This window comes from Pseudomonas sp. Marseille-Q5115 (genome assembly GCF_916618905.1).
Classification (GTDB): Bacteria; Pseudomonadota; Gammaproteobacteria; order Pseudomonadales; family Pseudomonadaceae; genus Aquipseudomonas; species Aquipseudomonas japonica_A.
The window spans coordinates 4,637,872-4,660,173 of the sequence record NZ_CAKAKI010000001.1 but is presented as its reverse complement, the minus strand read 5'-3'; the positions used below and the strand labels follow the sequence as shown (position 1 = coordinate 4,660,173).

The 22,302-nt window shown below is 61.4% G+C and carries 23 protein-coding genes; 12 read left to right on the top strand and 11 right to left on the bottom strand.

Annotated features, from left to right (window positions below; all coding sequences use genetic code 11):
• Positions 1-15: 15 nt before the first annotated feature.
• Together LG385_RS21260 and dadA are read right to left on the bottom strand one after the other, a co-directional pair.
• Entirely contained in the window at positions 16-369 is a 354-nt protein-coding gene (locus LG385_RS21260) for a RidA family protein (RefSeq protein WP_225775795.1), read from the bottom strand.
• On the bottom strand, positions 344-1,642 hold the full coding sequence (dadA, locus tag LG385_RS21255; RefSeq protein ID WP_225775794.1) for a D-amino acid dehydrogenase: 1,299 nt from the start codon (positions 1,640-1,642) through the stop codon (positions 344-346). Before dadA ends, LG385_RS21260 begins: the two co-directional genes overlap by 26 nt.
• Positions 1,643-1,797: 155 nt before the next feature.
• Between dadA and LG385_RS21250 the strand changes: the two genes are divergently transcribed.
• Positions 1,798-2,286 carry an Lrp/AsnC ligand binding domain-containing protein gene (locus tag LG385_RS21250; RefSeq protein ID WP_181111088.1) on the top strand — a complete coding sequence of 163 codons (489 nt, stop codon included), beginning with the start codon at positions 1,798-1,800 and terminating at the stop codon, positions 2,284-2,286.
• Between the two features lie 64 nt (positions 2,287-2,350).
• Positions 2,351-3,661, top strand: coding sequence for an NAD(P)/FAD-dependent oxidoreductase (locus LG385_RS21245; protein ID WP_225775793.1), 1,311 nt, complete (start codon positions 2,351-2,353; stop codon positions 3,659-3,661).
• Between the two features lie 9 nt (positions 3,662-3,670).
• On the opposite strand, the gene LG385_RS21240 is transcribed toward LG385_RS21245, so the two are convergent.
• Positions 3,671-3,907 (bottom strand): DUF1127 domain-containing protein, encoded by a 237-nt coding sequence (locus LG385_RS21240; protein ID WP_181111090.1) that lies wholly within the window; start codon positions 3,905-3,907, stop codon positions 3,671-3,673.
• A 171-nt stretch (positions 3,908-4,078) separates the two neighbouring features.
• Here LG385_RS21240 and LG385_RS21235 point away from each other — a divergent pair, with 171 nt between their 5' ends.
• Both LG385_RS21235 and LG385_RS21230 read left to right on the top strand, forming a co-directional pair.
• Positions 4,079-5,509, top strand: a complete 1,431-nt coding sequence (locus LG385_RS21235; protein ID WP_225775792.1) for a PLP-dependent aminotransferase family protein — start codon at positions 4,079-4,081, stop codon at positions 5,507-5,509.
• A gap of 54 nt (positions 5,510-5,563) precedes the next feature.
• A complete protein-coding gene (locus tag LG385_RS21230; protein WP_225775791.1) occupies positions 5,564-7,117 on the top strand; it encodes a phospholipase D family protein in 1,554 nt (517 codons plus the stop codon).
• A 72-nt stretch (positions 7,118-7,189) separates the two neighbouring features.
• On the opposite strand, the gene LG385_RS21225 is transcribed toward LG385_RS21230, so the two are convergent.
• Together LG385_RS21225 and LG385_RS21220 are read right to left on the bottom strand one after the other, a co-directional pair.
• Entirely contained in the window at positions 7,190-8,332 is a 1,143-nt protein-coding gene (locus LG385_RS21225; protein WP_225775790.1) for an MFS transporter, read from the bottom strand.
• Between the two features lie 63 nt (positions 8,333-8,395).
• Positions 8,396-9,889, bottom strand: a complete 1,494-nt coding sequence (locus LG385_RS21220) for an aldehyde dehydrogenase (protein WP_225775789.1) — start codon at positions 9,887-9,889, stop codon at positions 8,396-8,398.
• A 177-nt stretch (positions 9,890-10,066) separates the two neighbouring features.
• Between LG385_RS21220 and LG385_RS21215 the strand changes: the two genes are divergently transcribed.
• Positions 10,067-10,429: a cupin domain-containing protein gene (locus tag LG385_RS21215; protein WP_225775788.1), complete on the top strand. Its 363-nt coding sequence runs from the start codon at positions 10,067-10,069 to the stop codon at positions 10,427-10,429.
• Between the two features lie 72 nt (positions 10,430-10,501).
• Positions 10,502-10,705 carry a hypothetical protein gene (locus LG385_RS21210; RefSeq protein WP_225775787.1) on the top strand — a complete coding sequence of 68 codons (204 nt, stop codon included), beginning with the start codon at positions 10,502-10,504 and terminating at the stop codon, positions 10,703-10,705.
• A 73-nt stretch (positions 10,706-10,778) separates the two neighbouring features.
• Here the strand turns inward: LG385_RS21210 and rpmG are convergent, their stop codons facing one another.
• Both rpmG and rpmB read right to left on the bottom strand, forming a co-directional pair.
• Entirely contained in the window at positions 10,779-10,934 is a 156-nt protein-coding gene (gene rpmG / locus LG385_RS21205; protein ID WP_003457707.1) for a 50S ribosomal protein L33, read from the bottom strand.
• An 11-nt stretch (positions 10,935-10,945) separates the two neighbouring features.
• Positions 10,946-11,182, bottom strand: a complete 237-nt coding sequence (gene rpmB, locus LG385_RS21200) for a 50S ribosomal protein L28 (protein WP_040260312.1) — start codon at positions 11,180-11,182, stop codon at positions 10,946-10,948.
• Between the two features lie 391 nt (positions 11,183-11,573).
• On the opposite strand from rpmB, the gene LG385_RS21195 reads away from it, so the two are divergent.
• The gene (locus LG385_RS21195; RefSeq protein ID WP_225775786.1) at positions 11,574-13,160 is read left to right on the top strand and encodes an ABC transporter substrate-binding protein; all 1,587 of its coding nucleotides are present in this window, start codon (positions 11,574-11,576) and stop codon (positions 13,158-13,160) included.
• Between the two features lie 42 nt (positions 13,161-13,202).
• On the opposite strand, the gene radC is transcribed toward LG385_RS21195, so the two are convergent.
• The gene (gene radC / locus LG385_RS21190) at positions 13,203-13,877 is read right to left on the bottom strand and encodes a RadC family protein (protein WP_225775785.1); all 675 of its coding nucleotides are present in this window, start codon (positions 13,875-13,877) and stop codon (positions 13,203-13,205) included.
• 151 nt (positions 13,878-14,028) lie between these two features.
• On the opposite strand from radC, the gene coaBC reads away from it, so the two are divergent.
• The 4 genes from coaBC to argB all read left to right on the top strand — a co-directional run bounded on the left by coaBC (position 14,029) and on the right by argB (position 19,262).
• Entirely contained in the window at positions 14,029-15,240 is a 1,212-nt protein-coding gene (coaBC, locus tag LG385_RS21185; protein WP_181111099.1) for a bifunctional phosphopantothenoylcysteine decarboxylase/phosphopantothenate--cysteine ligase CoaBC, read from the top strand.
• 4 nt (positions 15,241-15,244) lie between these two features.
• Entirely contained in the window at positions 15,245-15,700 is a 456-nt protein-coding gene (gene dut, locus LG385_RS21180; protein WP_181111100.1) for a dUTP diphosphatase, read from the top strand.
• 1,240 nt (positions 15,701-16,940) lie between these two features.
• Positions 16,941-18,338 carry a phosphomannomutase/phosphoglucomutase gene (locus tag LG385_RS21175; RefSeq protein WP_225776295.1) on the top strand — a complete coding sequence of 466 codons (1,398 nt, stop codon included), beginning with the start codon at positions 16,941-16,943 and terminating at the stop codon, positions 18,336-18,338.
• Positions 18,339-18,356: 18 nt separating this feature from the next.
• A complete protein-coding gene (gene argB / locus LG385_RS21170) occupies positions 18,357-19,262 on the top strand; it encodes an acetylglutamate kinase (protein ID WP_181111101.1) in 906 nt (301 codons plus the stop codon).
• A 54-nt stretch (positions 19,263-19,316) separates the two neighbouring features.
• Here argB and LG385_RS21165 read toward each other — a convergent pair whose 3' ends face one another.
• Together LG385_RS21165 and pyrE are read right to left on the bottom strand one after the other, a co-directional pair.
• Positions 19,317-19,907 (bottom strand): DUF4124 domain-containing protein, encoded by a 591-nt coding sequence (locus tag LG385_RS21165; RefSeq protein ID WP_225775784.1) that lies wholly within the window; start codon positions 19,905-19,907, stop codon positions 19,317-19,319.
• A 2-nt stretch (positions 19,908-19,909) separates the two neighbouring features.
• Positions 19,910-20,551, bottom strand: coding sequence for an orotate phosphoribosyltransferase (gene pyrE / locus LG385_RS21160; RefSeq protein WP_225775783.1), 642 nt, complete (start codon positions 20,549-20,551; stop codon positions 19,910-19,912).
• An 81-nt stretch (positions 20,552-20,632) separates the two neighbouring features.
• On the opposite strand from pyrE, the gene LG385_RS21155 reads away from it, so the two are divergent.
• A complete protein-coding gene (locus LG385_RS21155; RefSeq protein WP_225775782.1) occupies positions 20,633-21,412 on the top strand; it encodes an exodeoxyribonuclease III in 780 nt (259 codons plus the stop codon).
• A gap of 111 nt (positions 21,413-21,523) precedes the next feature.
• On the opposite strand, the gene rph is transcribed toward LG385_RS21155, so the two are convergent.
• On the bottom strand, positions 21,524-22,246 hold the full coding sequence (rph, locus tag LG385_RS21150; protein WP_181111105.1) for a ribonuclease PH: 723 nt from the start codon (positions 22,244-22,246) through the stop codon (positions 21,524-21,526).
• Positions 22,247-22,302 lie beyond the last annotated feature (56 nt).

The following is a 22,302-nucleotide window of genomic DNA, read 5'->3' as shown; positions in this document are numbered from 1 at the left end:
CCGGGCGAGGAATCGTTACTTCAGGGCAGCGGTCACCGACAGCTCAACGAGAATTTCCGGCTCGCACAGCTTGGCCTCCACCGTCGCCCGGGCTGGGGCGAAGCCTCTGGGGACCCAGGTGTCCCACACGGCATTCATGCCTTCGAAATGAGCGTCGATGTCTTTCAGGTAAATAGTCACCGAGAGCAGCTGCTCCTTGCTGGAGCCTGCCAGGTCGAGCAGGCGCTCGATATTTGCCAGGGTTTCCCGGGTTTGTTGCTCAATGCCGGCCGTCATGTCGTCGCCGACCTGGCCAGCCAGATACACCACCCCGTTATGGGTAACGATCTGGCTCATGCGTTCATTAGTGAGCTGGCGCTGGATTACCATGCCTGGAGTTCTCCTGGTGACTGCCGTAGCGGGAAATATCGAGGCCTTGGGCGCTGATTTGCGGCTTCTTGCGCGCCATCAGGTCTGCGAGCAGGCGACCGGAGCCGCACGCCATGGTCCAGCCAAGCGTACCGTGGCCGGTATTGAGGAACAGGTTGCGCATCGGCGTCGCCCCCACGATAGGCGTGCCATCCGGGGTGGTCGGGCGCAAGCCTGTCCAGAACGTGGCCTGCGCAAGGTCGCCGCCGCGAGGATAGAGATCATTGACGATCATCTCCAGCGTTTCGCGCCGGCGCGGGTTGAGCGACAGATCGAAGCCGGCAATCTCGGCCATGCCCCCTACCCGAATGCGATTATCGAAACGGGTGATCGCCACTTTGTAGGTTTCGTCGAGGATGGTCGAGGTAGGTGCCATCGCCGCATCGGTAATCGGCACGGTGAGCGAGTAGCCCTTCAATGGATACACCGGCGCCTTGATCCCCAATGGCTTCAGCAGCGCGGGCGAGTAGCTGCCCAGGGCAAGCACGTAGCGGTCGGCGGTTTCCAGCTTGCCGTCGATGATCACACCGTTCACGCGGTCCCCTGCGAAATCCAGCCGCTCGATGGTTTGCCCGAACCTGAACTCCACGCCCAGCGCCTTGGCCATTTCTGCCAGACGCGTGGTGAACATCTGGCAATCGCCGGTTTGATCGTTAGGCAGGCGCAGCGCGCCTACGAGCAGGTCGCCGGTGGCCGCAAGCGCAGGCTCCACGCGGGCGATACCAGCGCGATCAAGCACTTCGTAAGGCACACCGGACTGTTTCAGAACCGCAATGTCCTTGGCCGCGTTATCGAGCTGCTCCTGGGTACGGAACACCTGCGTAGTGCCCAGGGTACGGCCTTCGTAGGTGATGCCGGTTTCGGAACGCAACTCATCGAGGCAATCGCGGCTGTACTCTGACAGCCGTACCATCCGCTCCTTGTTGATGGCATAGCGGCTGGCTGTGCAGTTACGCAGCATTTGCGCCATCCACAGGTATTGGTCCAGGCTGCCGGTAGCCTTGATCGCCAACGGAGCATGGCGCTGAGCCAGCCATGTGAGCGCCTTGAGCGGAATACCCGGTGCGGCCCAGGGCGAAGCATAACCAGGAGACACCTGGCCCGCGTTGGCGAAACTGGTTTCCATTGCCACTGCGGGCTGGCGGTCGACTACCACAACCTCGAAGCCCTGCCGCGCGAGGTAATACGCGGTAGTGGTGCCGATCACCCCACTGCCCAATACCAGTACTCGCATGTTCAACCCCTTCTCGCGGCCGGCCGCGGTTCGAATGTGTTCTAGACGAAATTGACGGCAGTATATGGACTGGAAACCAGTGCTATTCACTGTATGTAGCGCTATATTTGGCGAGAATTCTCGGCAAGATTGGCTTTTCCGGAGGGGCATCGCCTATGCGCACCCATCATCAGACCAAGCGCGAGCTTGATAGGATTGACCGCAATATTCTGCGCCTGTTGCAGGCCGACGGGCGCCTGTCCTTCACCGAGCTGGGGGAAAAGGTGGGGCTGTCCACCACGCCCTGTACCGAACGGGTTCGCCGGCTGGAGCGTGAAGGCATCATCATGGGCTATTACGCTCGGCTCAATCCCCAACACCTCAAAGGTAGCCTGCTGGTGTTCGTGGAAATCAGCCTGGACTACAAATCCGGAGATACCTTCGAGGAGTTCAGGCGCGCGGTGCTCAAGCTGCCACACGTACTGGAATGCCATCTGGTATCTGGGGATTTCGACTACCTCGTGAAGGCACGTATTTCCGAGATGGCCTCCTACCGCAAGCTGCTGGGGGACATTCTGTTGAAGCTGCCGCACGTGCGTGAATCCAAAAGTTACATCGTGATGGAAGAGGTCAAAGAAAGCCTCACGTTGCCAATACCGGACTGACCCGTGCACGAATACACCCACGGGTGTTAAATTTCGCTAACAGTCACACCACCAGGATGCGCTTATGGATGCCACTGTCCGGCATGCCTCACACCTCGATCAACCCGCTTCCTATTACGAAGCGACCCGCCTTGTATTGCCGGAATATCCTTACCTGCAAGGTGAGCTCAAGGTCGATGTGTGCATCGTGGGCGGCGGCTTCAGTGGCCTCAATACAGCCATCGAACTGGCCGAACGGGGCATGAGCGTGGCACTGCTCGAGGCTCGAACCATTGGCTGGGGAGCCTCAGGGCGAAACGGAGGGCAGTTGATCCGCGGAGTGGGCCACGACGTCGAGCAATTCGAGCCCCTGCTAGGGCATGCTGGCGTGCGCCAGCTCAAGCGGATGGGCCTGGAGGCGGTGGAGATCGTTCGGCAGCGAGTCGAAAAATACAACCTGGCATGCGACCTCACCTGGGGTTACTGCGATCTGGCTAACAAGCCCGCCCAGTTCGAAGCATTCGCGGCGGAAATAGCCGAGCTGCGCGGCCTGGGGTACCGCCATGCCATGGAATTGATCACCGCGCAGCAGTTGCCCGGCGTTGTGGGGTCCGCGCGCTATCATGGCGGCCTGGTCGATATGGGCTCCGGCCACCTGCACCCCTTGAATCTTGCGCTTGGGGAGGCCGCCGTGGCGCGAAGCCTGGGCGCCCAGGTGTTCGAACGTTCGCCAGTGACCCGTATCGACTACGGCCCGGAAATAAGCGTGCACACGGCGCACGGCTCGGTTCGCGCCGAGACACTGGTGCTGGCTTGCAATGCCTACCTGGGTGACCTGAACCCTGAGTTGGGCGGCAAGGTGCTGCCAGCGGGAAGCTACATCATTGCCACCGAGCCGCTGCCCGTGGCACTGGCCCGCGAGCTACTGCCGCGCAATATGGCGGCGTGCGATCAGCGAGTCACCGTGGATTATTTCCGCCTATCCGCAGACCGCCGGCTGCTGTTCGGCGGGGCCTGCCACTATTCCGGGCGCGATCCGCAGGACATTGCCGCGTACATGCGCCCCAAGATGTTGAAGGTTTTCCCGCAGCTGAGTGGCGTGCACATCGATTACCAGTGGGGCGGCATGATCGGGATTGGCGCAAACCGGTTGCCTCAGATCGGCCGCCTCGCCAGCCACCTTAACGTGTACTACGCCCAGGCCTATGCCGGGCATGGCCTGAACGCTACCCACCTCGCGGGGCGGCTGCTGGCCGAGGCCATTACCGGCAAGGTGGGCGGTGGGTTCGACCTGTTCGCCAAGGTGCCGCACATGACCTTCCCCGGCGGCAAGCATTTGCGTTCGCCCTTGCTCGCCCTCGGCATGCTATGGCACCGGCTCAAGGAACTCGTCTGAGGCTGCAGCCTACTCTCGCCAGAAAGGCTTCAGTCCCTCCTCCCTCTGCTGCTGGGCAGTCAGGCCCACATCCGCCAGTTCGCTGGCAGAGAGCGCCAGCAGTTGGCGGCGCGTGACCCACCGGTGGCATATCAGCGCCCAGCGGCTCATTCCGGCAGGCCCGCTTTTACAGGTGCCCACGCTGCTTGCCGGTGGATCAAGTTCCTGTTGTTTGAGATAAAGCCGTACATCTGTGAAGCCGTTCATGTCTGAAGCCTCCCGTGCATCCTGGACAAAAGGATGCCATTGGCGGCCAACGCATTACAGATTCAAAAGTCACCCTTCTTTTCCATACAGATGGCGGCTTTACTTTGCTGAATGCTATATTTTTGCCAAATCTGTACTGCATTAGCGCGCACGACTACCACAGAGTATTCCATGACCCTCTACATGAACCTTGCCCGGCTGCTGGAAGACCGAATCGAACAAGGCCTGTATCGGCCCGGTGATCGGTTGCCCTCGGTCCGTGCGCTCAGTACAGAACACGGTGTGAGCTTAAGCACCGTACAGCAGGCCTACCGGCTACTCGAAGACAATGGCCTGGCGGCGCCGCGCCCAAAATCGGGGTACTTCGTATCGAACAAGACGCTGCCCGCCTTGCCGGAAGTGGGCCGCCCGGCGCAGCGCCCCGTGGACATTTCCCAATGGGACCAAGTGGTGGAACTGGTGCGCAGCCCGCCCCGCAAGGACATTGTGCAGCTAGGGCGCGGCATGCCTGACGTGACCAGCGCCACCCTCAAGCCCCTGCTGCGCGGCCTGGCTCAGCTCAGCCGACGCCAGGACATGCCCGGGCTGTATTACGACACGGTGTATGGCACCGAAGCACTGCGCGAGCAGATCGTCCGCCTGCTGGTAGATTCGGGATGCCGCCTGACCGCGGCAGACCTGGTGGTGACTACCGGTTGCCATGAAGCACTTTCCAGCAGCGTGCGCGCCATCTGCCAGCCAGGGGATATCGTCGCGGTAGATTCGCCCAGCTTCTTCGGCGCCATGCAAACCCTCAAGGGGTTGGGCATGAAGGCGCTGGAAATCCCTACCGACCCTGTTACCGGGATCAGCCTGGAGGCGTTGGAACTGGCACTGGAACAGTGGCCGATCAAGGTCATTCAGCTCACGCCCAACTGTAACAACCCATTCGGCTACATCATGCCGGAAGCGCGCAAACGGCAGCTGTTGACCTTGGCGCAGCGCTTCGACGTGGCCATTATCGAGGACGATGTGTATGGCGACCTTGCATATACCTATCCCCGCCCGCGCACCATCAAGTCGTTTGACGTGGATGGCCGTGTGCTGCTGTGCAGTTCGTTCTCCAAAACGATCGCACCCGGCCTGAGGGTTGGCTGGGTCGCGCCGGGGCGCTACCTTGAGCGAGTGCTGCACATGAAGTACATCGGCACCGGCAGCACGGCTACCCAGCCACAACTGGCAATTGCCGATTTCATCGAGGGCGGTCATTACGAGCCCCACCTGCGCCGCATGCGTGCGCAATACCAGCGCGGCCGTGACCAGATGACCGACTGGGTACGCCGTTACTTCCCCGCCGGTACTCGCGCCAGCCGGCCCCAGGGCGGCTTCATGCTGTGGATCGAATTGCCGGAAGGCTTCGACACGCTGCGGCTGAATCAAGCCCTGCTCGGGCAAGGGGTACAGATTGCGGTAGGCAGCATCTTCTCGGCCTCCGGCAAGTTTCGTAACTGCCTGCGCATGAACTTCGCGCCCCGCCCTACTCCAGCCCTCGAAGCTGCTGTAAGGCAGGTGGGTGAAACCGCAAGCGCCTTGTTGGCCCGGATGCAGGCGGTTCAAGCGTAACTTTCCAAGCGCAACGGTTGTCACATGGGCTCTATCGATCGCAGCGAGACCGCTATGTCCCTCACTGCCCGTCTGCTGGCGGTTGTGCTCTTGAACCTGGTACTTGCGGGTTGCGCAGGCCAGGCGCCGCCGCCCGTGCCCAGTGAAAGGATCCCGGCGGAGCAATCTGCATTCGGCCGCTCTGTGCTTGAACAGGCCCACGGCCACCCTGGGCAATCCGGTTTTCGCCTGTTGCCCGATAGTGGCGAAGCGTTTCGCGCCCGTGCGGAGTTGATCCGCAACGCGCGAACCAGCCTGGACATTCAGTATTACATCGTGCACGACGGGCTCAGCACCCGCACATTGATGCGCGAGCTGCTGGACGCCGCCGATAGAGGGGTGCGGGTGCGTATCCTGCTCGATGACACGGCCAGCGATGATCTCGAGGGCCTTCTGGAAACGGTTGCCAGCCATCCTGACATCGAGGTGCGCCTGTTCAACCCCACTCACCTGGGGCGCGGCACCGGCGTTACTCGAGGGTTCGGCCGCCTGCTGGACCTGTCCCAGCAGCACCGGCGCATGCACAACAAGGTCTGGATCGCCGACGACAGCGCTGCCATCGTGGGCGGACGCAACCTGGGCGACGAATACTTCGACGCCAAGCCCAACCTGAATTTCACTGACATCGACCTGCTAGGGTTCGGCCCGGTGGCCCGAGACCTGGGTTACAGCTTCGACCAGTACTGGAACCATCGACTCAGCCGGCCGCTTGGGGAGCTTTCCGACGTGCCCGTCGCGCGTCAGGCGCTACCGGGCTTTCGGGAACGGCTGGATGCGTCATTGCGCAAAGCGAGCGTAAAACAAAAGGCCCTGTATGACCGCTTGATGAGCTACCGCGAAGCTCCCCGGCTCAGCACGTGGCGCCAGGAGCTGATCTGGGCGCCCAGCACCGTGATGTGGGACGCGCCAGCCAAGATCCTCTCTAGCGGCGAGCCCGACCCTCACCTGTTGCTCACTACCCAGTTGGCCCCCGAGTTATTGAATGTCCACCAGGAGCTATTGCTGATTTCAGCGTACTTCGTGCCTCGTGAACCTGGCTTGCTGTACCTCACCAGCCGCGCGGACGAAGGGGTGGCTGTCTCGCTGCTCACCAACTCATTGGAAGCGACCGACGTGCCAGCGGTGCATGGCGGTTACGCGCCCTACCGCAAGGCATTGCTCGAGCATGGCGTCAGGCTTTTCGAGCTCCGGCGGCAACCAGGGGACGACGCAGGGTTCTCTTACCGGCTGCATGGCAGCTCAGCCTCCAGCTTGCACAGCAAGGCGATGGTGCTGGATAAGCGCAAGGTATTCATCGGTTCGTTCAACTTCGATCCGCGTTCGGTATTGTGGAATACCGAAGTGGGCGTATTGGTCGATAGCGAGGAGCTTGCAGGGTACACCCGAGAGCTTGCATTGCAGGGCATGTCACCGGCGTTGAGCTACCAGGTAGAGCTCAATGACGACGAGCTCGAGTGGGTAACCGAGGACGACCATCGCGTGCATGTACTAAAACGCGAACCCGGCGACTGGTGGCGACGGTTCAATGCGTGGGTGAGCCAGCGCATCGGGCTGGAAAAGCTTCTTTGACATGACCGCGGCCAGCGCGGATTTTGTGAGAGTAGGCGCAAGCCTGCGAACTTGCCGGGCTACGCCTGGGCCCTACATGGCCTTTTCAGCCGCAAGCACGGGCTGACGACAGGCCAGCCATACCAGGCCGGCCGCACCGGTGGCCATCATCAAGGGCAGCGCGTGGCCGGTAAGCCACTGGTTGCCGGCACCAGCGATCAGGGGCCCGATCAGGCAGCCGACCCCCCATAACTGCGCCACATGGGCGTTGGCACGCACCAGTTCGTCGTGACGGAACTGCTCGCCGATGAACACCAGCGACAATGTAAACAAGCCCCCGGCGCTGGCACCGAACAGCACCCACAACCCCCACACCAGCGGGTGGTGTATGGCCAAGGGGATCAACGCACTGCTGACTGCGAGCAGGCCTGCGCAACCAAGGAACAGGCCGCGCCGGGGCAGGTAGTCAGCCAACGCGCCGATCGGCAATTGTAAAACCGCATCGCCCAGTACCACGGCGCTGACCATGTACAAGGCGATGCGGGCGTCATATCCCTGTTGCAGGCAGTACACCGGCAACAGGGACAGGATCAAGGCTTCAAAGCCGGCGAACAAGGCAATGGCGTAGGCAATTACCGGCATGCGTCGGCAAAATATCCACAAGTCCGCCAGGGTGACCGTCGCCGCCTCGGTGACCGGCGCGCCGCCACGGCCGAGCAACAAAAACGGGGACACCAGCAGCAGCGCTGTTGCCAGCCAGAAGCCATGATCCTGTTCGGTACCAATCGCGCCGAGAAGCAGCGGACCGGCCAATTGACTGAGGGCATAGCAGCAGCCATATAACGCGACCAGTCGGCCACGCCACTGCTCCACCACCAGCTGGTTGATCCAGCTTTCGCCCAAAACAAAAACGATGGTGAGCACACTGCCGATCACCAGGCGCAGCAGTATCCACAAGGGGTAGCTGGGCCACAGCGCCAACAGCCCGATGGAAACAGCGCCCGCGCCCAGGCATAACTGCATGGCGCGAGCGGTGCCGAAGCGAGCAGCGAGGCGGCTGGATACCCGGGCCCCCAGCAGCACGCCCAGCGCCGGCATAGCGGACATGATCCCGATTGCAAAGTTGCCATAGCCCCAGCTCTCCAGCCGCAGCGACACCAGAGGCATGCTCATGCCCAGCGCCAGGCCAACGCTCAGCACCGAAGACAACACGGCAAAATACGTTCCCCACGGCATCGAGGCGCTCCTGCGAGAAAGGCGAGGCGCCCCCGGCCATTCCAGGCCAGGGGCTGGGCGGGATTACAACTTGATCCAGGTAGCTTTCAGTTCGGTGTACTTGTCGAAGGCGTGCAACGACTTGTCACGGCCGTTGCCCGACTGCTTGAACCCACCGAACGGTGCGGTCATGTCGCCGCCATCGTACTGGTTCACCCATACGCTACCGGCACGCAGGGCGCGAGCGGTGTTATGGGCCTTGGACAGGTCGGCTGTCCACACGCCTGCGGCCAGGCCGTAGGGGGTGTCGTTGGCGATAGCCACGGCTTCTTCGGCGGTATCGAAAGTGATCACCGACAGCACTGGCCCGAAGATTTCTTCCTTGGCGATACGCATGGCATTGCTCACGCCGTCGAAGATGGTGGGTTCCACGTAGGTGCCACCGGTTTCCTCGAGGATGCGGTTGCCGCCTGCGACCAGCGTTGCACCATCGCTATGGCCGGCATCGATGTACGACAGCACGGTGTTCATCTGCTGGGTATCGACCAGCGCGCCCACGGTGGTTTGTGGGTCCAGTGGGTTGCCTGGCTTCCAGCCCTTGAGCGCCTCTACCACCATCGGCAGGAAGCGATCCTTGATCGAGCGCTCTACCAGCAGGCGCGAGCCCGCGGTGCACACTTCACCCTGGTTGAAGGCGATGGCACTGGCGGCCGATTCAGCGGCGGCTTGCAGATCCGGTGCGTCGGCGAAGACGATGTTCGGGCTTTTGCCGCCGGCTTCGAGCCAGATGCGCTTCATGTTGGACTCGCCTGCATACACCATCAGTTGCTTGGCGATACGGGTAGAGCCAGTGAACACGACGGTATCTACATCCATGTGCAAGGCCAGCGCCTTGCCGACAGTATGGCCATAGCCAGGCAGTACGTTCAGCACGCCAGCGGGGATACCCGCCTCGATGGCCAGTTGCGCGATACGGATGGCGGTGAGCGGGGATTTTTCCGAAGGCTTGAGCACCACCGAGTTACCGGTAGACAGCGCAGGGCCCAGCTTCCAGCACGCCATCATCAGAGGGAAGTTCCACGGAACGATCGCGCCCACTACGCCCACGGGCTCACGGGTTACCAGGCCCAGTTGGTCATGAGGGGTGGCGGCCACTTCGTCGTAGATCTTGTCAATGGCTTCGCCGCTCCAGCTCAGCGCATTGGCTGCGCCCGGAACGTCGATGTTCAACGAGTCGCCGATAGGCTTGCCCATATCGAGGGTTTCAAGCAGTGCCAGCTCTTCGGCGTTGGCCTTGAGCAGACCGGCAAAACGAATCATCACCGACTTGCGCTTGGCCGGCGCCAGGCGGGACCAGGCACCGGATTCGAATACCTGGCGAGCATTGGCTACCGCCAGGTTGGCGTCTGCTTCATCGCAGCTGGCTACAAGGCCCAGCAGTCGACCGTCAACCGGGCTTACGCATTCGAACGTAGCGCCCGACACCGCGTTGGTGTATTGGCCATTGATAAAGGCGCGGCCTTCGACTTTCAGGGCATCGGCCCGCTGTTGCCAGTCGGCCAGGGTCAGGTTGGACATAACGAACTCCTCTTATAGATTTATAGGGCGGGGAGCTCGCGTCGAAACAGCGACCAGACCCAAGCTCGGCCAAAGGCGTTCACCCTAAACCACTGCCGCAAAGCTTTCAATATATTTGACAGCGCGCAGCAATCGGCAGTCTCATGTGCGTTTTATTGAACAACCAAGGAGATCGTCATGAGCGTCGAGCAAATCGTGGATTTCGCCATCGGGACGCCGGATCCCGTGCGCTACCGGCCAGCCGCGGAAAAAATCATTGCAGGCGAACCGGACCAGGCGGTCTTCAACCACTACAGCAGCCCGTGTGAGCAATTCTCGGCGGGCGTATGGGAAGGGGCGGTTGGCCAGTGGACCGTCAGCTACAGCGAGCATGAGTACTGCGAAATCGTTCAAGGGGTGTCGGTGCTTCGCGATGAGGCCGGCAATGCCCGTACCGTGCGTGCCGGCGACCGGTTCGTGATCCCCGCAGGCTTCAAGGGCACCTGGGAAGTGCTGGAGGCCTGCCGGAAGATCTACGTGGTGTTTGAAGCACATAAGTAACGCAGCTCTGGGCCGGCTACTGGCGATGATCAGCGTGCCTCGACCGGGGCACCCATCAAAAGGAATTGACCCATGACCAATGAAGAAATCGTTCAGATGCTGCAAGGCCTTATCGGCACCACTTATGCCCCAAGCGTGAAGGCCCACATCAGCGATGTGACTGGCCGCGCCGTGGTGATCGGCCCTAACGAGCTGCATAGCAAAATCTTCGACCCGGAGCGCGTGCACATCCAGGCTGATGCCGAGGGCACTATCACCGGATTTGCCTTCAACTAAGCTGAACCCCCGTGCCGGGGTAAAAAAAAACCCGCTTCGAAGGAAGCGGGTTTTTTTCGTCAGCCTGGATCAATTACTTGATCTTGGCTTCCTTGTAGATCACGTGCTTGCGAACCACCGGATCAAATTTCTTGATCTCGATCTTGTCGGGGGTGGTACGTTTGTTCTTGTCGGTGGTGTAGAAGTGGCCAGTACCGGCGCTCGACACCAAACGGATCAATTCACGCATGATTTTCTCCCTTAGACCTTGATGCCATCGCGGCGAATATCGGCCAGAACGGCGTCAATGCCACGCTTGTCGATGATACGCATGCCTTTGGCGGATACGCGCAGACGCACGAAACGCTTTTCGGACTCGACCCAGAAGCGATGGTGCTGCAGGTTCGGCAGGAAACGACGACGGGTTTTGTTGTTTGCGTGGGAAATGTTGTTCCCGGTTACCGGACCCTTACCGGTAACTTGACAGACTCTCGACATGCCTCAGCCCTCTAAACCACATGCCCAACCCGGCATGGGTTGGCCGCTTTATCTCTCAGTCAAAATTGGCGCGAAGGCTCGAAACCCTTCAAACACCGTGTTTCGCAGGGGCAGACGGCACGGCCGCACAGGCTCGGCTCGATGAGCTAAACGCTCTACCCCTAGAAAAGAGCGCTGCTTTATACCAGAAAGCGTGGCCTACAACAACAGGGGCAACCCCCGCCCGGCGCTTCTCGGCCGCGCAATGCCTGGGTTGCAATGGTTGCAGCGGTGGTGCCATTCGTCGAAGAAGAGTGAAAATTTGAATGGCGAAAACGAAACGAGATCTCTAGGGTAGGAAATCCAGACTGCACCGGCAGATGGCCCACTCCCGAAAGCCAAGGAATCGACCATGCGTCTTGCCTACACCCCGCTATTGCTCGCGGTACTTGGCGCCTGTGCCACCGCCCAGGCCAAACCGCTTTCCGTTTGCACCGAGGCCAGCCCTGAGGGCTTCGACGTGGTGCAGTATAACTCGCTCACCACCACCAACGCTTCTGCAGACGTGTTGATGAACCGCCTGGTGGACTTCGACGCCAAGGCCGGCAAGGTTGTACCGAGCCTGGCGCAGCAGTGGTCGGTCAGCGAAGATGGCCTTACCTACACGTTCAACCTGCGCCAGGGCGTGCGCTTCCACGGTACGGAGTATTTCAAGCCTACCCGCGAGCTGACGGCGGAGGACGTTGTGTTCAGTTTCAAACGCATGCTCGACCCTGCCAACCCATGGCACAAGGTTGCGCAAAGCGGGTTCCCCCATGCGCAATCCATGCAGTTGCCCAGCTTGGTGAAACAGATTGATGCACCTGACGCCGCTACCGTGCGCTTCGTGCTCGATCATCCTGATGCAACCTTCCTGGCCACGCTCAGCATGGGTTTCGCCTCGATCTATTCGGCCGAGTATGCCGACCAGCTGATGAAAGCCGGCACGCCTGAAAAGCTCAACAGCCAACCCATCGGCACGGGGCCGTTCATTTTTGTGCGGTACCAGAAGGACGCCCAGGTACGTTACAAGGCAAACGCTGACTACTTCGGCGGCAAGCCCGCGGTAGATCCTCTGATCTATGCGATCAGCCCCGACCCGAATGTGCGCATGCAACGGCTGCGCGCAGGCGAATGCCAGGTGGCGCTGTCACCCAAGCCACAGGACATCGCAAGCGTGAGGGCCGACAGCGAACTGCAGGTGCTGGATACCGCAGCATTCATGACCGCGTTCGTGGCCATCAATAGCCAGCATCCGCCGCTGGACAAGCCTGCCGTGCGCCAGGCTATCAATCTGGCCTTCGACAAGGCCAGTTACCTCAAGGCCGTGTTCGAGGACACCGCGCAGCCTGCCAGTGGCATTTACCCCACCAATACCTGGGGCTATGCCGCCGATGCGCACCTCTATGACCATAACCCCGACAAAGCGCGCAAATTGCTGGCCGACGCTGGGTTCAAGGACGGCTTCAGCACCACCATCTGGACTCGCCCCAGTGGCAGCCTGCTTAATCCCGCGCCGGCGGCCGGTGCCCAACTGCTGCAGGCTGACCTTGCCCAGGTTGGCATCAAGGCAGACATTCGCACCATCGAATGGGGCGAGTTGATCCGCCGCGCCAAGGCCGGGGAACATGATCTGTTGTTCATGGGCTGGGCGGGCGACAACGGCGACCCGGATAACTTCCTTACCCCTCAGTTTTCCTGTGCGGCGGTGCAATCGGGAACCAACTTTGCCCGTTATTGCGACCCAACCCTGGATGGCCTGATCACCAAGGGCAAGGCCGGTCGCTCCCAGCAGGAGCGCAGCGAGCTGTATCACCAGGCGCAGGCCCTGATCCAGAAGCAGGCCCTGTGGCTGCCATTGGCACATCCAGAGGTGACGGTGCTGGCCAGCAAAAACCTGAAGGGCTATGAGCCAAGCCCCTTCGGCCGCCAGGATTTCAGCCACGCAAGCCTGGACTGAACAGGCGTGGCCGCCTTGTACAGGCGGCCTGCGCTTGAAGCTTTACATCAAACCCAGCTCGGCCATGGACAGTGGTTCTCCTTCGCCAATGATGAAGTGGTCGAGCACCTTGACGTCGATGTAGGCCAGCGCCTCTTTTATGCGCCGCGTGAGATGACGATCCGCCTGGCTGGGCTCGGATACCCCGGAGGGATGGTTGTGACACAGGATAAGCGCGGCGGCGTTGTGAGCGAGTGCTCGCTTGACCACCTGCCGGGGGTACACACTGGCGCTGTCGATCGAGCCTTGAAACAGGGCTTCGAAACCAAGCACCCGGTGGCGGGAGTCCAGGTACAGGCAGGCGAATACCTCGTGGGGTTCGTGCCGCAGCATGGCCTTCAGGTAATCGCGGACCGCCGTGGAGTTCTCCAGGGCCGAATCCCGTTTAAGCTGCTCGGCCAAGTGGCGACGCGCGATTTCCAACACGGCCTGCAGCTGCGCGTACTTTGCCTCACCCAGGCCCAGATGCCCGCTGAAGGTCGGCAGGTCGGCCTGCAGTAGCCCCCGCAACCCGCCCATTTCATCCAGCAGCCGCCGCGCCAGGTCTACCGCGCTGAAGCCCTTCACGCCGGTACGCAGGAAAATTGCCAGCAGCTCGGCGTCGGATAGCACCTGGGCGCCACGGCTGAGCAGTTTTTCCCGGGGGCGTTCAGCCACGGGCCAGTCTCGAATAGCCATCATTGCCTCCTTGTCGGCCTTGGGCGCCGCTGTTCCGTAGCAGGCGCTGTGCTATCTTAGCCCAACTTTTTTAGCGCAAAGCCCAGCGATGCCAGGCCTGCGCTCAAGGATCATTTCTGATCGTAACCACAAGCGGATAAAGGCAGGCTCAATGCAGCGGCTGTATCGAAAACGCATCGTTCTAGGCGTGGGCGGTGGCATAGCCGCTTACAAAAGCGCCGAACTGGTCCGCCGGCTGCTTGAGCAGGGCGCCGAAGTGCGCGTGGTAATGACACGGGGCGGCAGCGAGTTCATCACACCGCTGACCATGCAGGCGCTTTCCGGGCACCCGGTGCACCTTGACTTGCTCGACCCCGCCGCAGAAGCCGCCATGGGGCATATCGAGCTGGCCCGCTGGGCAGATCTGGTGCTGATCGCACCCGCCACGGCGGACCTCATCGCTCGCCTGGCCCAAGGGCTGGCCAACGACCTGCTGACCACCTTGGTGCTGGCAACCGACGCAACAGTCGCGCTGGCCCCGGCAATGAACCAGGCTATGTGGCGAGACCCTGCTACCCAAGCCAACCTGCAAACCGTGCAAGCCCGAGGCCTGAAAGTGTTCGGGCCCGCCTCGGGAAGCCAGGCATGCGGTGACATCGGCCTGGGCCGCATGCTGGAGCCCACCGATCTGGCCCACTTGGCCGCCGATTGCTTCCGTCGGGAGGCCCTGACCGGCAAGCACGTACTCATCACCGCCGGGCCTACGCAGGAAAACATCGACCCGGTGCGCTACATCACCAACCACAGCTCCGGCAAAATGGGCTTTGCCCTTGCCGAAGCCGCGGCAGAAGCGGGCGCAAAAGTGACGCTGGTCAGCGGCCCGGTTCATTTGCCAACCCCGGATCGGGTCAGTCGCATCGATGTGGTAAGCGCGCGTGACATGCTCGCCGCCTGCGAAGCCGCCATGCCTTGCGATATTCTGATCGCGTCGGCGGCGGTTGCCGATTACCGCCCTGAAGTAGTCGCCGCGCAAAAGCTGAAGAAAGACCCGTCCACCGCCGACGGCCTTCTGCTGCGCATGGTCCGCAACCCGGACATTCTTGCCACGTTATCTGGCCGGGCGGATCGCCCCTTCAGCGTGGGCTTCGCCGCCGAAACCGAAAACCTTCTCGACTATGCCGCCCGCAAGCTGCGCGACAAGAACCTCGACCTGATCGTGGCCAATGACGTCGCCAACCCGAGCATCGGCTTCAACAGCGAAGAGAACGCCTGCAGCGTCATTGACCGACAGCTCAATGAAACGCTGCTTCCACAGACCAGCAAAGGCAAGATCGCGCGCCAACTGATCGCGCTGATCGCCAACCGCATCAACCAGGTTCAATAACATCATGCACGCCCTGCAAGCCCGTATTCTCGATCCACGCCTGGGTAGCGATTTCCCGCTGCCAGACTACGCCACACCCGGTTCCGCCGGCCTCGATCTGCGGGCCATGCTCCCAGCGGATATCACCCTGGCCCCGGGGCAGACGGTGCTGATCCCGACAGGGTTGTCCATTTTCATTGCCGACCCAGGCCTTGCGGCGCTGGTATTGCCGCGCTCCGGCCTGGGGCACAAGCATGGGATCGTATTGGGTAACCTGGTGGGCCTGATCGACTCCGATTACCAGGGCGAGCTGATGGTCTCTTGCTGGAACCGTGGCAACACGGCGTTCGAGATCAAGGTGGGCGAGCGAATCGCTCAACTGGTGTTGGTACCGGTCGTACAGGCCCGGTTCGAGGTGGTCGAGGCATTTGACCAGAGCCAGCGTGGCGCCGGTGGGTTCGGGCACTCCGGGAGCCACTGAACCGCTTCATCGCAGGCATCGTCGACAGCTGACACAAGGAGCGGTTGTGAAAGGTATCACTGAGCAAGTCCCAAAAACGCCTGCCGACGAGGATGGCGCCACTGACCTTCAATTGCTGCGGCCCGGCCTGGTGGTTGCGGCGATAGGGTTGCTGGTCGCGGCCTTGCTGCTGTGGATCGGCCAGCCAGGGCCATCCCAGCAAGCCTGGCGCTGGCAGCTCGCGCAATCCGCGGCTTCTGCCCAGGCGGCCACCCTGCGGCAGGCTTTTGCACAGATTGCTGCCGACACCCAGGCTGCGGCCGGGGACCCTGCCCTGGTAGCCGCCCTGCAAAGCGGTGACACAGCTCGCCTGCGAAATGCCGAGGCCGGCCTTCGTTACCGCGATGGGGTTATCGACGCCTTTGTTACCTCCTTGGGCCAGGGCGAACCGGATGAAACCCGTACGGCGCCCTTCACCTTCGCCGCGCTCGACCTCCTGCGCCGTAGCGAGGCCGGCTCGCCTCCCCCTCTGGAAGCCCAACGCGCGGGGCAGCGGTGGCTCGTGTACAGCGCGGCCCCTGTAAAAGCATCGGGCACCCAGCAGGTTGTGGGTACCGTGCTGCTGGCAATCGATATGCAGCGTGCATTGCGGGGCCTGCCTGCCCTGCCGCCAGAAGCTGGCGAACTGGTGCTCCAGCAGCGTTTCGGTGACGGGCCAGTGCAGGTTCTCTATCAAAGCGGGACGCCAGGCTCGGCCCGGCCCTATAGCCTGGACCTGGGCAACCCACACTGGAGCCTGCGCTTCACACCAGGCACGGCCTACGATGCCCCGGTGCAATGGATATCCCTTCTGATGGCGGTAGCGGCGCTACTGATCGCAGCTGGCGCGTTCTGGGTCGCGATGGTGATGGTGGTTCGCGGCTTGCGCGGGCGCCTACGTGACGATGCTCGACAATTGAATCAACTGCTGGACGAACTCTCGGGCGGAAAAGTCGTCAAAGCGTTCAGTTTGAGCCTCGCAGAGCTGAACGGGTTGGCCCAGGCCCTGGCCCGTTTCTCCTTGCGCGATCGCCGAACCGATCCCGGCGCCGTGGTGGCGCCTGACCTCAACGGCATTACGACTCGCAGCGCCCCGGCCGCCCAAACCCACCGCTCCGCCGAGCCGGAGGGTGCTCGGCTGCCGTTTCAAGAGACTGACGTACTTGGTGTCGGGATCCTCGACACCGACCAGGACTTTCTGCGAATGGAGCATCCCCCCGCTATGAACAGCATTGCACAAGTCGCACCCAATGTTCCCGCCAGCATTTTCCGCGCCTATGACATTCGCGGCATCGTGCCAGAAACACTGACTGCGCAAACCGCTTACTGGATCGGCCGCGCCATTGGCTCGCAGAGCCTGGCTCAGGGCGAGCCTCATGTGTCGGTAGGCCGCGACGGCCGCCTGTCCGGCCCGGAGCTGGTAGCGCAGCTGATTCAAGGTATCGCTGACAGCGGTTGTCATGTAAGCGACGTGGGCATGGTCCCAACGGGCGCTCTTTATTTCGCGGCTAATGTGCTTCAAGGCAAATCCGGTGTGATGCTGACCGGTAGCCACAACCCGGCGAACTACAATGGCTTCAAGATCATCATCGCTGGCGACACCCTGGCCAACGAGCAGATCCAGAAGCTGTACGAGCGTATCCGTGACAACGACCTGGCCAGCGGCCAGGGGACCATCGAAAAGGTCGATATCCTCAGCCAGTACGATGCCTACATCCAGAAAGACATCGCGGTGCCACGCAAACTGAAGGTGGTAGTGGACTGCGGCAACGGCGTAGGCGGCGTGATCGCCCCTCAGCTGATCGAGAAGCTCAACTGCGAAGTCATTCCCCTGTTCTGCGATGTGGACGGCAACTTCCCGAACCACCATCCGGATCCGGGCAAGCTGGAAAACCTCGAAGACCTGATCGCCAAGGTCAAGGAAACCGGCGCGGACCTGGGCCTGGCATTCGACGGCGACGCCGACCGTGTAGGCGTGGTAACCAACGCCGGGAACGTTGTATATCCCGACCGCTTGCTGATGCTCTTTGCTCAGGACGTGCTGTCCCGCAACCCAGGCGCAGACATCATCTATGACGTGAAATGCAGCCGTCGCCTGAAGGCCCAGATCGAGGGCAACAAGGGCCGCCCGGTGATGTACAAGACCGGCCACTCGCTGATCAAGAAAAAGATGAAGGAAACCGGTGCACTGCTCGCTGGCGAAATGAGCGGCCACGTATTCTTCAAGGAACGCTGGTTCGGCTTTGACGACGGCATCTATGCGGCCGCGCGCCTGCTGGAAATCCTCAGCCAGAAGTCGCAAAACGCTGAAGACGTGTTTGCTGCCTTCCCGAACGATGTTTCCACCCCGGAAATCAACATCAATGTGACTGAAGAGAGCAAATTCAGCATCATTGATGCATTGCAGCAAAACGCGGAATGGGGCGATGCGAGCCTGAACACCATCGACGGTGTTCGTGTGGACTACCCCAACGGCTGGGGCTTGGTACGTGCTTCCAACACCACGCCGGTGCTGGTACTGCGCTTCGAGGCGGAGAACGAGGCCGAGCTCGAGCGCATCAAGGCCGTGTTCCGTGAGCAGTTGACCCGTATTTCACCCGACCTGAAGATACCGTTCTAACCCGGCCAGGAGCCTTGCATGACCCTCGAACGCGATGCCGCCACCAACGTTGCCAAGGTACTGTCCGAAGCCTTGCCGTATATCCGACGTTTCGTCGGTAAAACGTTGGTAATCAAGTACGGCGGCAACGCTATGGAAAGCGAGGAGTTGAAAACCGGCTTTGCCCGCGATGTCGTTCTGATGAAAGCGGTAGGCATCAACCCGGTGGTCGTGCATGGCGGCGGGCCTCAGATCGCTGACCTGCTCAAGCGGTTGAACATCGAGAGCCACTTCATCGATGGCATGCGTGTCACAGACGCGCAGACCATGGATGTGGTGGAGATGGTGCTCGGTGGCCAGGTGAACAAAAGCATCGTTAACCTGATCAACCGCCACGGCGGCAGTGCCATTGGCCTGACCGGCAAGGATGCCGAACTGATCCGCGCCCGCAAGCTGACCGTTACGCGGCAGACGCCGGGCATGGACAAGCCTGAAATCATTGATATCGGGCTGGTGGGCGAAGTGAGCGGGGTAAACACCGAGCTGCTGAACATGCTGGTGAAGGGCGATTTCATTCCGGTGATCGCCCCTATCGGCGTAGGTGCCGATGGTGAGTCCTACAACATCAACGCGGACCTGGTGGCAGGCAAGGTGGCCGAAGCGCTGAAGGCTGAAAAGCTGATGCTGCTCACCAACATTGCAGGCTTGATGGACAAGCAAGGCAACGTGCTTACAGGCCTTACGACTGAACAAGTGAACGAGCTGATTGCCGACGGCACTATCTACGGCGGCATGCTCCCGAAAATTCGCTGCGCGCTGGAAGCCGTGCAAGGCGGCGTGAACAGCTCGCACATCATCGACGGCCGAGTACCCAATGCCGTACTGCTGGAAATCTTCACCGACAGCGGCGTGGGCACCCTGATCTGCAACCGCAAGCGGCATTGATCGACCGGCGCAGGAGTAGGCGGAGCCCGCGAATAGGCTCCAGCCTGCCTGCCTTCAAGGCGTCAGCAATTGTTCCAGCCGAGCACGGTCCGCGTTGAAGGCGCGGTCCGCGTCTTCGCGCATCTGCTGATAGCGCTGCAGTTGCGCGTTCAAATCCGCCCGGCGCTGGCGCAAGGCTTCAAGCTGATCCAGCACCCCAGCCGATACCGCCTGGCCATTGCGCTCCTGATTGGCAGCCTCGCCCTGTAGCGAGGCCTGTTGACCTTGCAAGGTCTGCAGATCCCCTCGGGTCAGCGAAATCCTTCCGTCGATCTCGCCGAGCTGGCGTTGGCGAGCCCGTTCCAGGTCGTCCACCCCGGTGTACCGCGCACGCAGCTTTGCGTCAGCCTCGGCCCGGGCGCGCCTGGCGCTGGCCGCCTGCGTCTCTTGCGCGCTGGGTGCCGGAGGGATGGTTTGAAGTACACGCCCCTGCGCGTTGAGGATCTGATAACCCTTGGAAATAAACTCGGGCGGCACGCCTTGCCGATCGAGCACTACCACGCCTCGATCATCGGTATAGCGATACAGCTGCACCGGAGGGGGCGGCGCAGCCAGCGCTGCAAAGGGGAATAGCAGCGCCAGCCCCCACCCCAGGCCATGTCGCATGGTCAGATTCCGTATTGCGCGCGGTAAGCTTCCACCGCAGGCAAGTGCTGCTTGAGCTGGGTATCTTCGGCAAGGTATTCGAGCACCTGATCCAGGGACACGATGCTCACGACCGGAATACCGTAGTCGCGCTCCACTTCCTGAATGGCAGACAACTCGCCCTTGCCACGCTCCTGGCGGTTGAGGGCAATCAACACAGCGGCGGCGCGAGCCTGCTCGGTCTGGATGATGGTCATCACCTCGCGAATGGCGGTGCCTGCGGTGATCACGTCGTCAATGATCAGCACGTCGCCCTTGAGCGGGGCGCCAACGAGGCTTCCGCCCTCGCCATGATCCTTGGCTTCCTTGCGGTTGAAGCACCAGGGCACATCGCGCCCGTGCTTGTCCGCCAATGCCACGGCGGTTGCCGAGGCCAGCGGGATGCCCTTGTACGCCGGGCCGAACAGCACGTCGAAGTTCAGGCCGCTGTCGACGATCGCCGAGGCATAACACTGGCCGAGACGCGCCAGTGCCGAGCCTGTATTGAACAGGCCGGCATTGAAGAAGTAAGGACTGGTGCGCCCGGACTTCAGGGTAAACTCACCGAAGCGCAGCACGCCCCGCTCGATGGCAAAACGAATGAAGTCACGCTGGTAGGCTTGCATGTAAAAGTCCTGAATACCACGGATTTAGCTAAATAACTTGACCTCGGGTATCATACACGCACGAGATTTTTGGGGCCATTTATGCGGATCATCAGTGTGAACGTCAATGGGATTCAGGCAGCTGTGGAGCGAGGCTTGCTCAGCTGGCTGCAGGCCCAGAACGCCGACGTGATCTGCTTGCAGGATACCCGCGCCTCGGCGTTCGAACTGGACGATTCCGCTTATCAGCTCGATGGTTATTTCCTGTATGCGGCCGACGCGGAAGTGCCGGCCCAGGGTGGCGTCGCGCTTTATTCGCGGTTGCAGCCCAAGGCGATCATCAGCGGCCTGGGGATTGAAACGTCCGATCGTTTCGGTCGCTACCTGCAAGCGGATTTCGACAAGGTCAGCATTGCGACGCTGCTGTTCCCTTCCGGGCGCGGCGGCGATGAAGAGCTGAATCAGAAATTCAAGTTGATGGACGACTTCGCGCGTTACCTTGATAAACAACGCCGCAAGCGTCGCGAGTACATCTACTGCGGCTCGCTTTACGTCGCCCAGCAGAAGCTCGATATCAAGAACTGGCGCGACAGCCAGCAGTCTCCTGGCTTCCTGGCGCCGGAGCGTGCCTGGATGGACGAAATCGTCGGAAACATGGGCTATGTGGATGCCCTTCGCGAAGTAAGCCGTGAAGGCGACCAGTACAGCTGGTGGCCGGACAGCGAACAGGCGGAGATGCTGAACCTGGGCTGGCGCTTAGACTACCAGCTGCTTACGCCGGGGCTTCGTCGCTTCGTGCGCAGTGCCCGGTTACCCCGCCAGCCGCGGTTCTCGCAGCATGCGCCGTTCATCGTGGACTACGACTGGACGCTGACGATCTGAGCCGCGCCTGTTGATGTAACAGCGGGCCGTTGGAAGCGGGCAAAGCTCGCGAATTAGTTATTTTTCCATTCGCGAGCTTCGCCCGCTTCCTACAGGGTTAGATACAAATGATCAATCGGCCAAAGCGGTCTGCTGAATTTCGAACAGGTCCACCATGCCTTTGCGTGCGAGGGCAAGCATGGCATTGAGGTCTTCAGGCTGGAACGGCGCGCCTTCGGCGGTGCCCTGCACTTCGATGAAGCCGCCCGTGCTGGTCATGACCACGTTGAGGTCGGTTTCCGCTGCGGAGTCTTCCAGGTAATCGAGGTCCAGCACTGGCTCGCCCTGGTACATCCCTACCGATACCGCCGCGATCATCTGCTTGAGCGGATCGCCCGCCTTCAGCCCGCCGCGCTTCTTGATGACCTTCAGCGCATCGATCAAGGCAACCATGGCGCCTGTAATGGAGGCTGTGCGCGTACCGCCGTCAGCCTGGATCACGTCGCAGTCTACGTACAGTGTGATGTCGCCAAGCTTGGACATGTCCAGTGCCGCGCGCAGTGAGCGGCCGATCAGGCGCTGGATTTCCAGCGTACGTCCACCCTGCTTGCCGCGGCTGGCCTCGCGCTGGTTACGCTCGCCAGTGGCGCGGGGCAGCATGCCGTATTCGGCCGTAAGCCAACCCTGGCCTTGGCCTTTGAGGAAGCGCGGCACGCCACTTTCTACGCTGACGGTGCAGATCACCCGAGTGTCGCCGAATTCGACCAGCACCGAACCTTCGGCATGCCGGGTGTAGTTGCGAGTGATGCGGATCGAGCGAAGCTGATCGGCGGCGCGACCACTGGGACGTTTCATCTGGGTTACCTGTACGGATTGAAAAACTGCCCGACAGTATAAAGCCGAGCCGGCGT

Bases quoted from the DNA above. Each gene is read 5' to 3' on its own strand.
- LG385_RS21260 (WP_225775795.1), bottom strand. From the start codon at position 369: ATGGTAATCCAGCGCCAGCTCACTAATGAACGCATGAGCCAGATCGTT.
- dadA (WP_225775794.1), bottom strand. From the start codon at position 1,642: ATGCGAGTACTGGTATTGGGCAGTGGGGTGATCGGCACCACTACCGCG.
- LG385_RS21250 (WP_181111088.1), top strand. From the start codon at position 1,798: ATGCGCACCCATCATCAGACCAAGCGCGAGCTTGATAGGATTGACCGC.
- LG385_RS21245 (WP_225775793.1), top strand. From the start codon at position 2,351: ATGGATGCCACTGTCCGGCATGCCTCACACCTCGATCAACCCGCTTCC.
- LG385_RS21240 (WP_181111090.1), bottom strand. From the start codon at position 3,907: ATGAACGGCTTCACAGATGTACGGCTTTATCTCAAACAACAGGAACTT.
- LG385_RS21235 (WP_225775792.1), top strand. From the start codon at position 4,079: ATGACCCTCTACATGAACCTTGCCCGGCTGCTGGAAGACCGAATCGAA.
- LG385_RS21230 (WP_225775791.1), top strand. From the start codon at position 5,564: ATGTCCCTCACTGCCCGTCTGCTGGCGGTTGTGCTCTTGAACCTGGTA.
- LG385_RS21225 (WP_225775790.1), bottom strand. From the start codon at position 8,332: ATGCCGTGGGGAACGTATTTTGCCGTGTTGTCTTCGGTGCTGAGCGTT.
- LG385_RS21220 (WP_225775789.1), bottom strand. From the start codon at position 9,889: ATGTCCAACCTGACCCTGGCCGACTGGCAACAGCGGGCCGATGCCCTG.
- LG385_RS21215 (WP_225775788.1), top strand. From the start codon at position 10,067: ATGAGCGTCGAGCAAATCGTGGATTTCGCCATCGGGACGCCGGATCCC.
- LG385_RS21210 (WP_225775787.1), top strand. From the start codon at position 10,502: ATGACCAATGAAGAAATCGTTCAGATGCTGCAAGGCCTTATCGGCACC.
- rpmG (WP_003457707.1), bottom strand. From the start codon at position 10,934: ATGCGTGAATTGATCCGTTTGGTGTCGAGCGCCGGTACTGGCCACTTC.
- rpmB (WP_040260312.1), bottom strand. From the start codon at position 11,182: ATGTCGAGAGTCTGTCAAGTTACCGGTAAGGGTCCGGTAACCGGGAAC.
- LG385_RS21195 (WP_225775786.1), top strand. From the start codon at position 11,574: ATGCGTCTTGCCTACACCCCGCTATTGCTCGCGGTACTTGGCGCCTGT.
- radC (WP_225775785.1), bottom strand. From the start codon at position 13,877: ATGGCTATTCGAGACTGGCCCGTGGCTGAACGCCCCCGGGAAAAACTG.
- coaBC (WP_181111099.1), top strand. From the start codon at position 14,029: ATGCAGCGGCTGTATCGAAAACGCATCGTTCTAGGCGTGGGCGGTGGC.
- dut (WP_181111100.1), top strand. From the start codon at position 15,245: ATGCACGCCCTGCAAGCCCGTATTCTCGATCCACGCCTGGGTAGCGAT.
- LG385_RS21175 (WP_225776295.1), top strand. From the start codon at position 16,941: ATGAACAGCATTGCACAAGTCGCACCCAATGTTCCCGCCAGCATTTTC.
- argB (WP_181111101.1), top strand. From the start codon at position 18,357: ATGACCCTCGAACGCGATGCCGCCACCAACGTTGCCAAGGTACTGTCC.
- LG385_RS21165 (WP_225775784.1), bottom strand. From the start codon at position 19,907: ATGCGACATGGCCTGGGGTGGGGGCTGGCGCTGCTATTCCCCTTTGCA.
- pyrE (WP_225775783.1), bottom strand. From the start codon at position 20,551: ATGCAAGCCTACCAGCGTGACTTCATTCGTTTTGCCATCGAGCGGGGC.
- LG385_RS21155 (WP_225775782.1), top strand. From the start codon at position 20,633: ATGCGGATCATCAGTGTGAACGTCAATGGGATTCAGGCAGCTGTGGAG.
- rph (WP_181111105.1), bottom strand. From the start codon at position 22,246: ATGAAACGTCCCAGTGGTCGCGCCGCCGATCAGCTTCGCTCGATCCGC.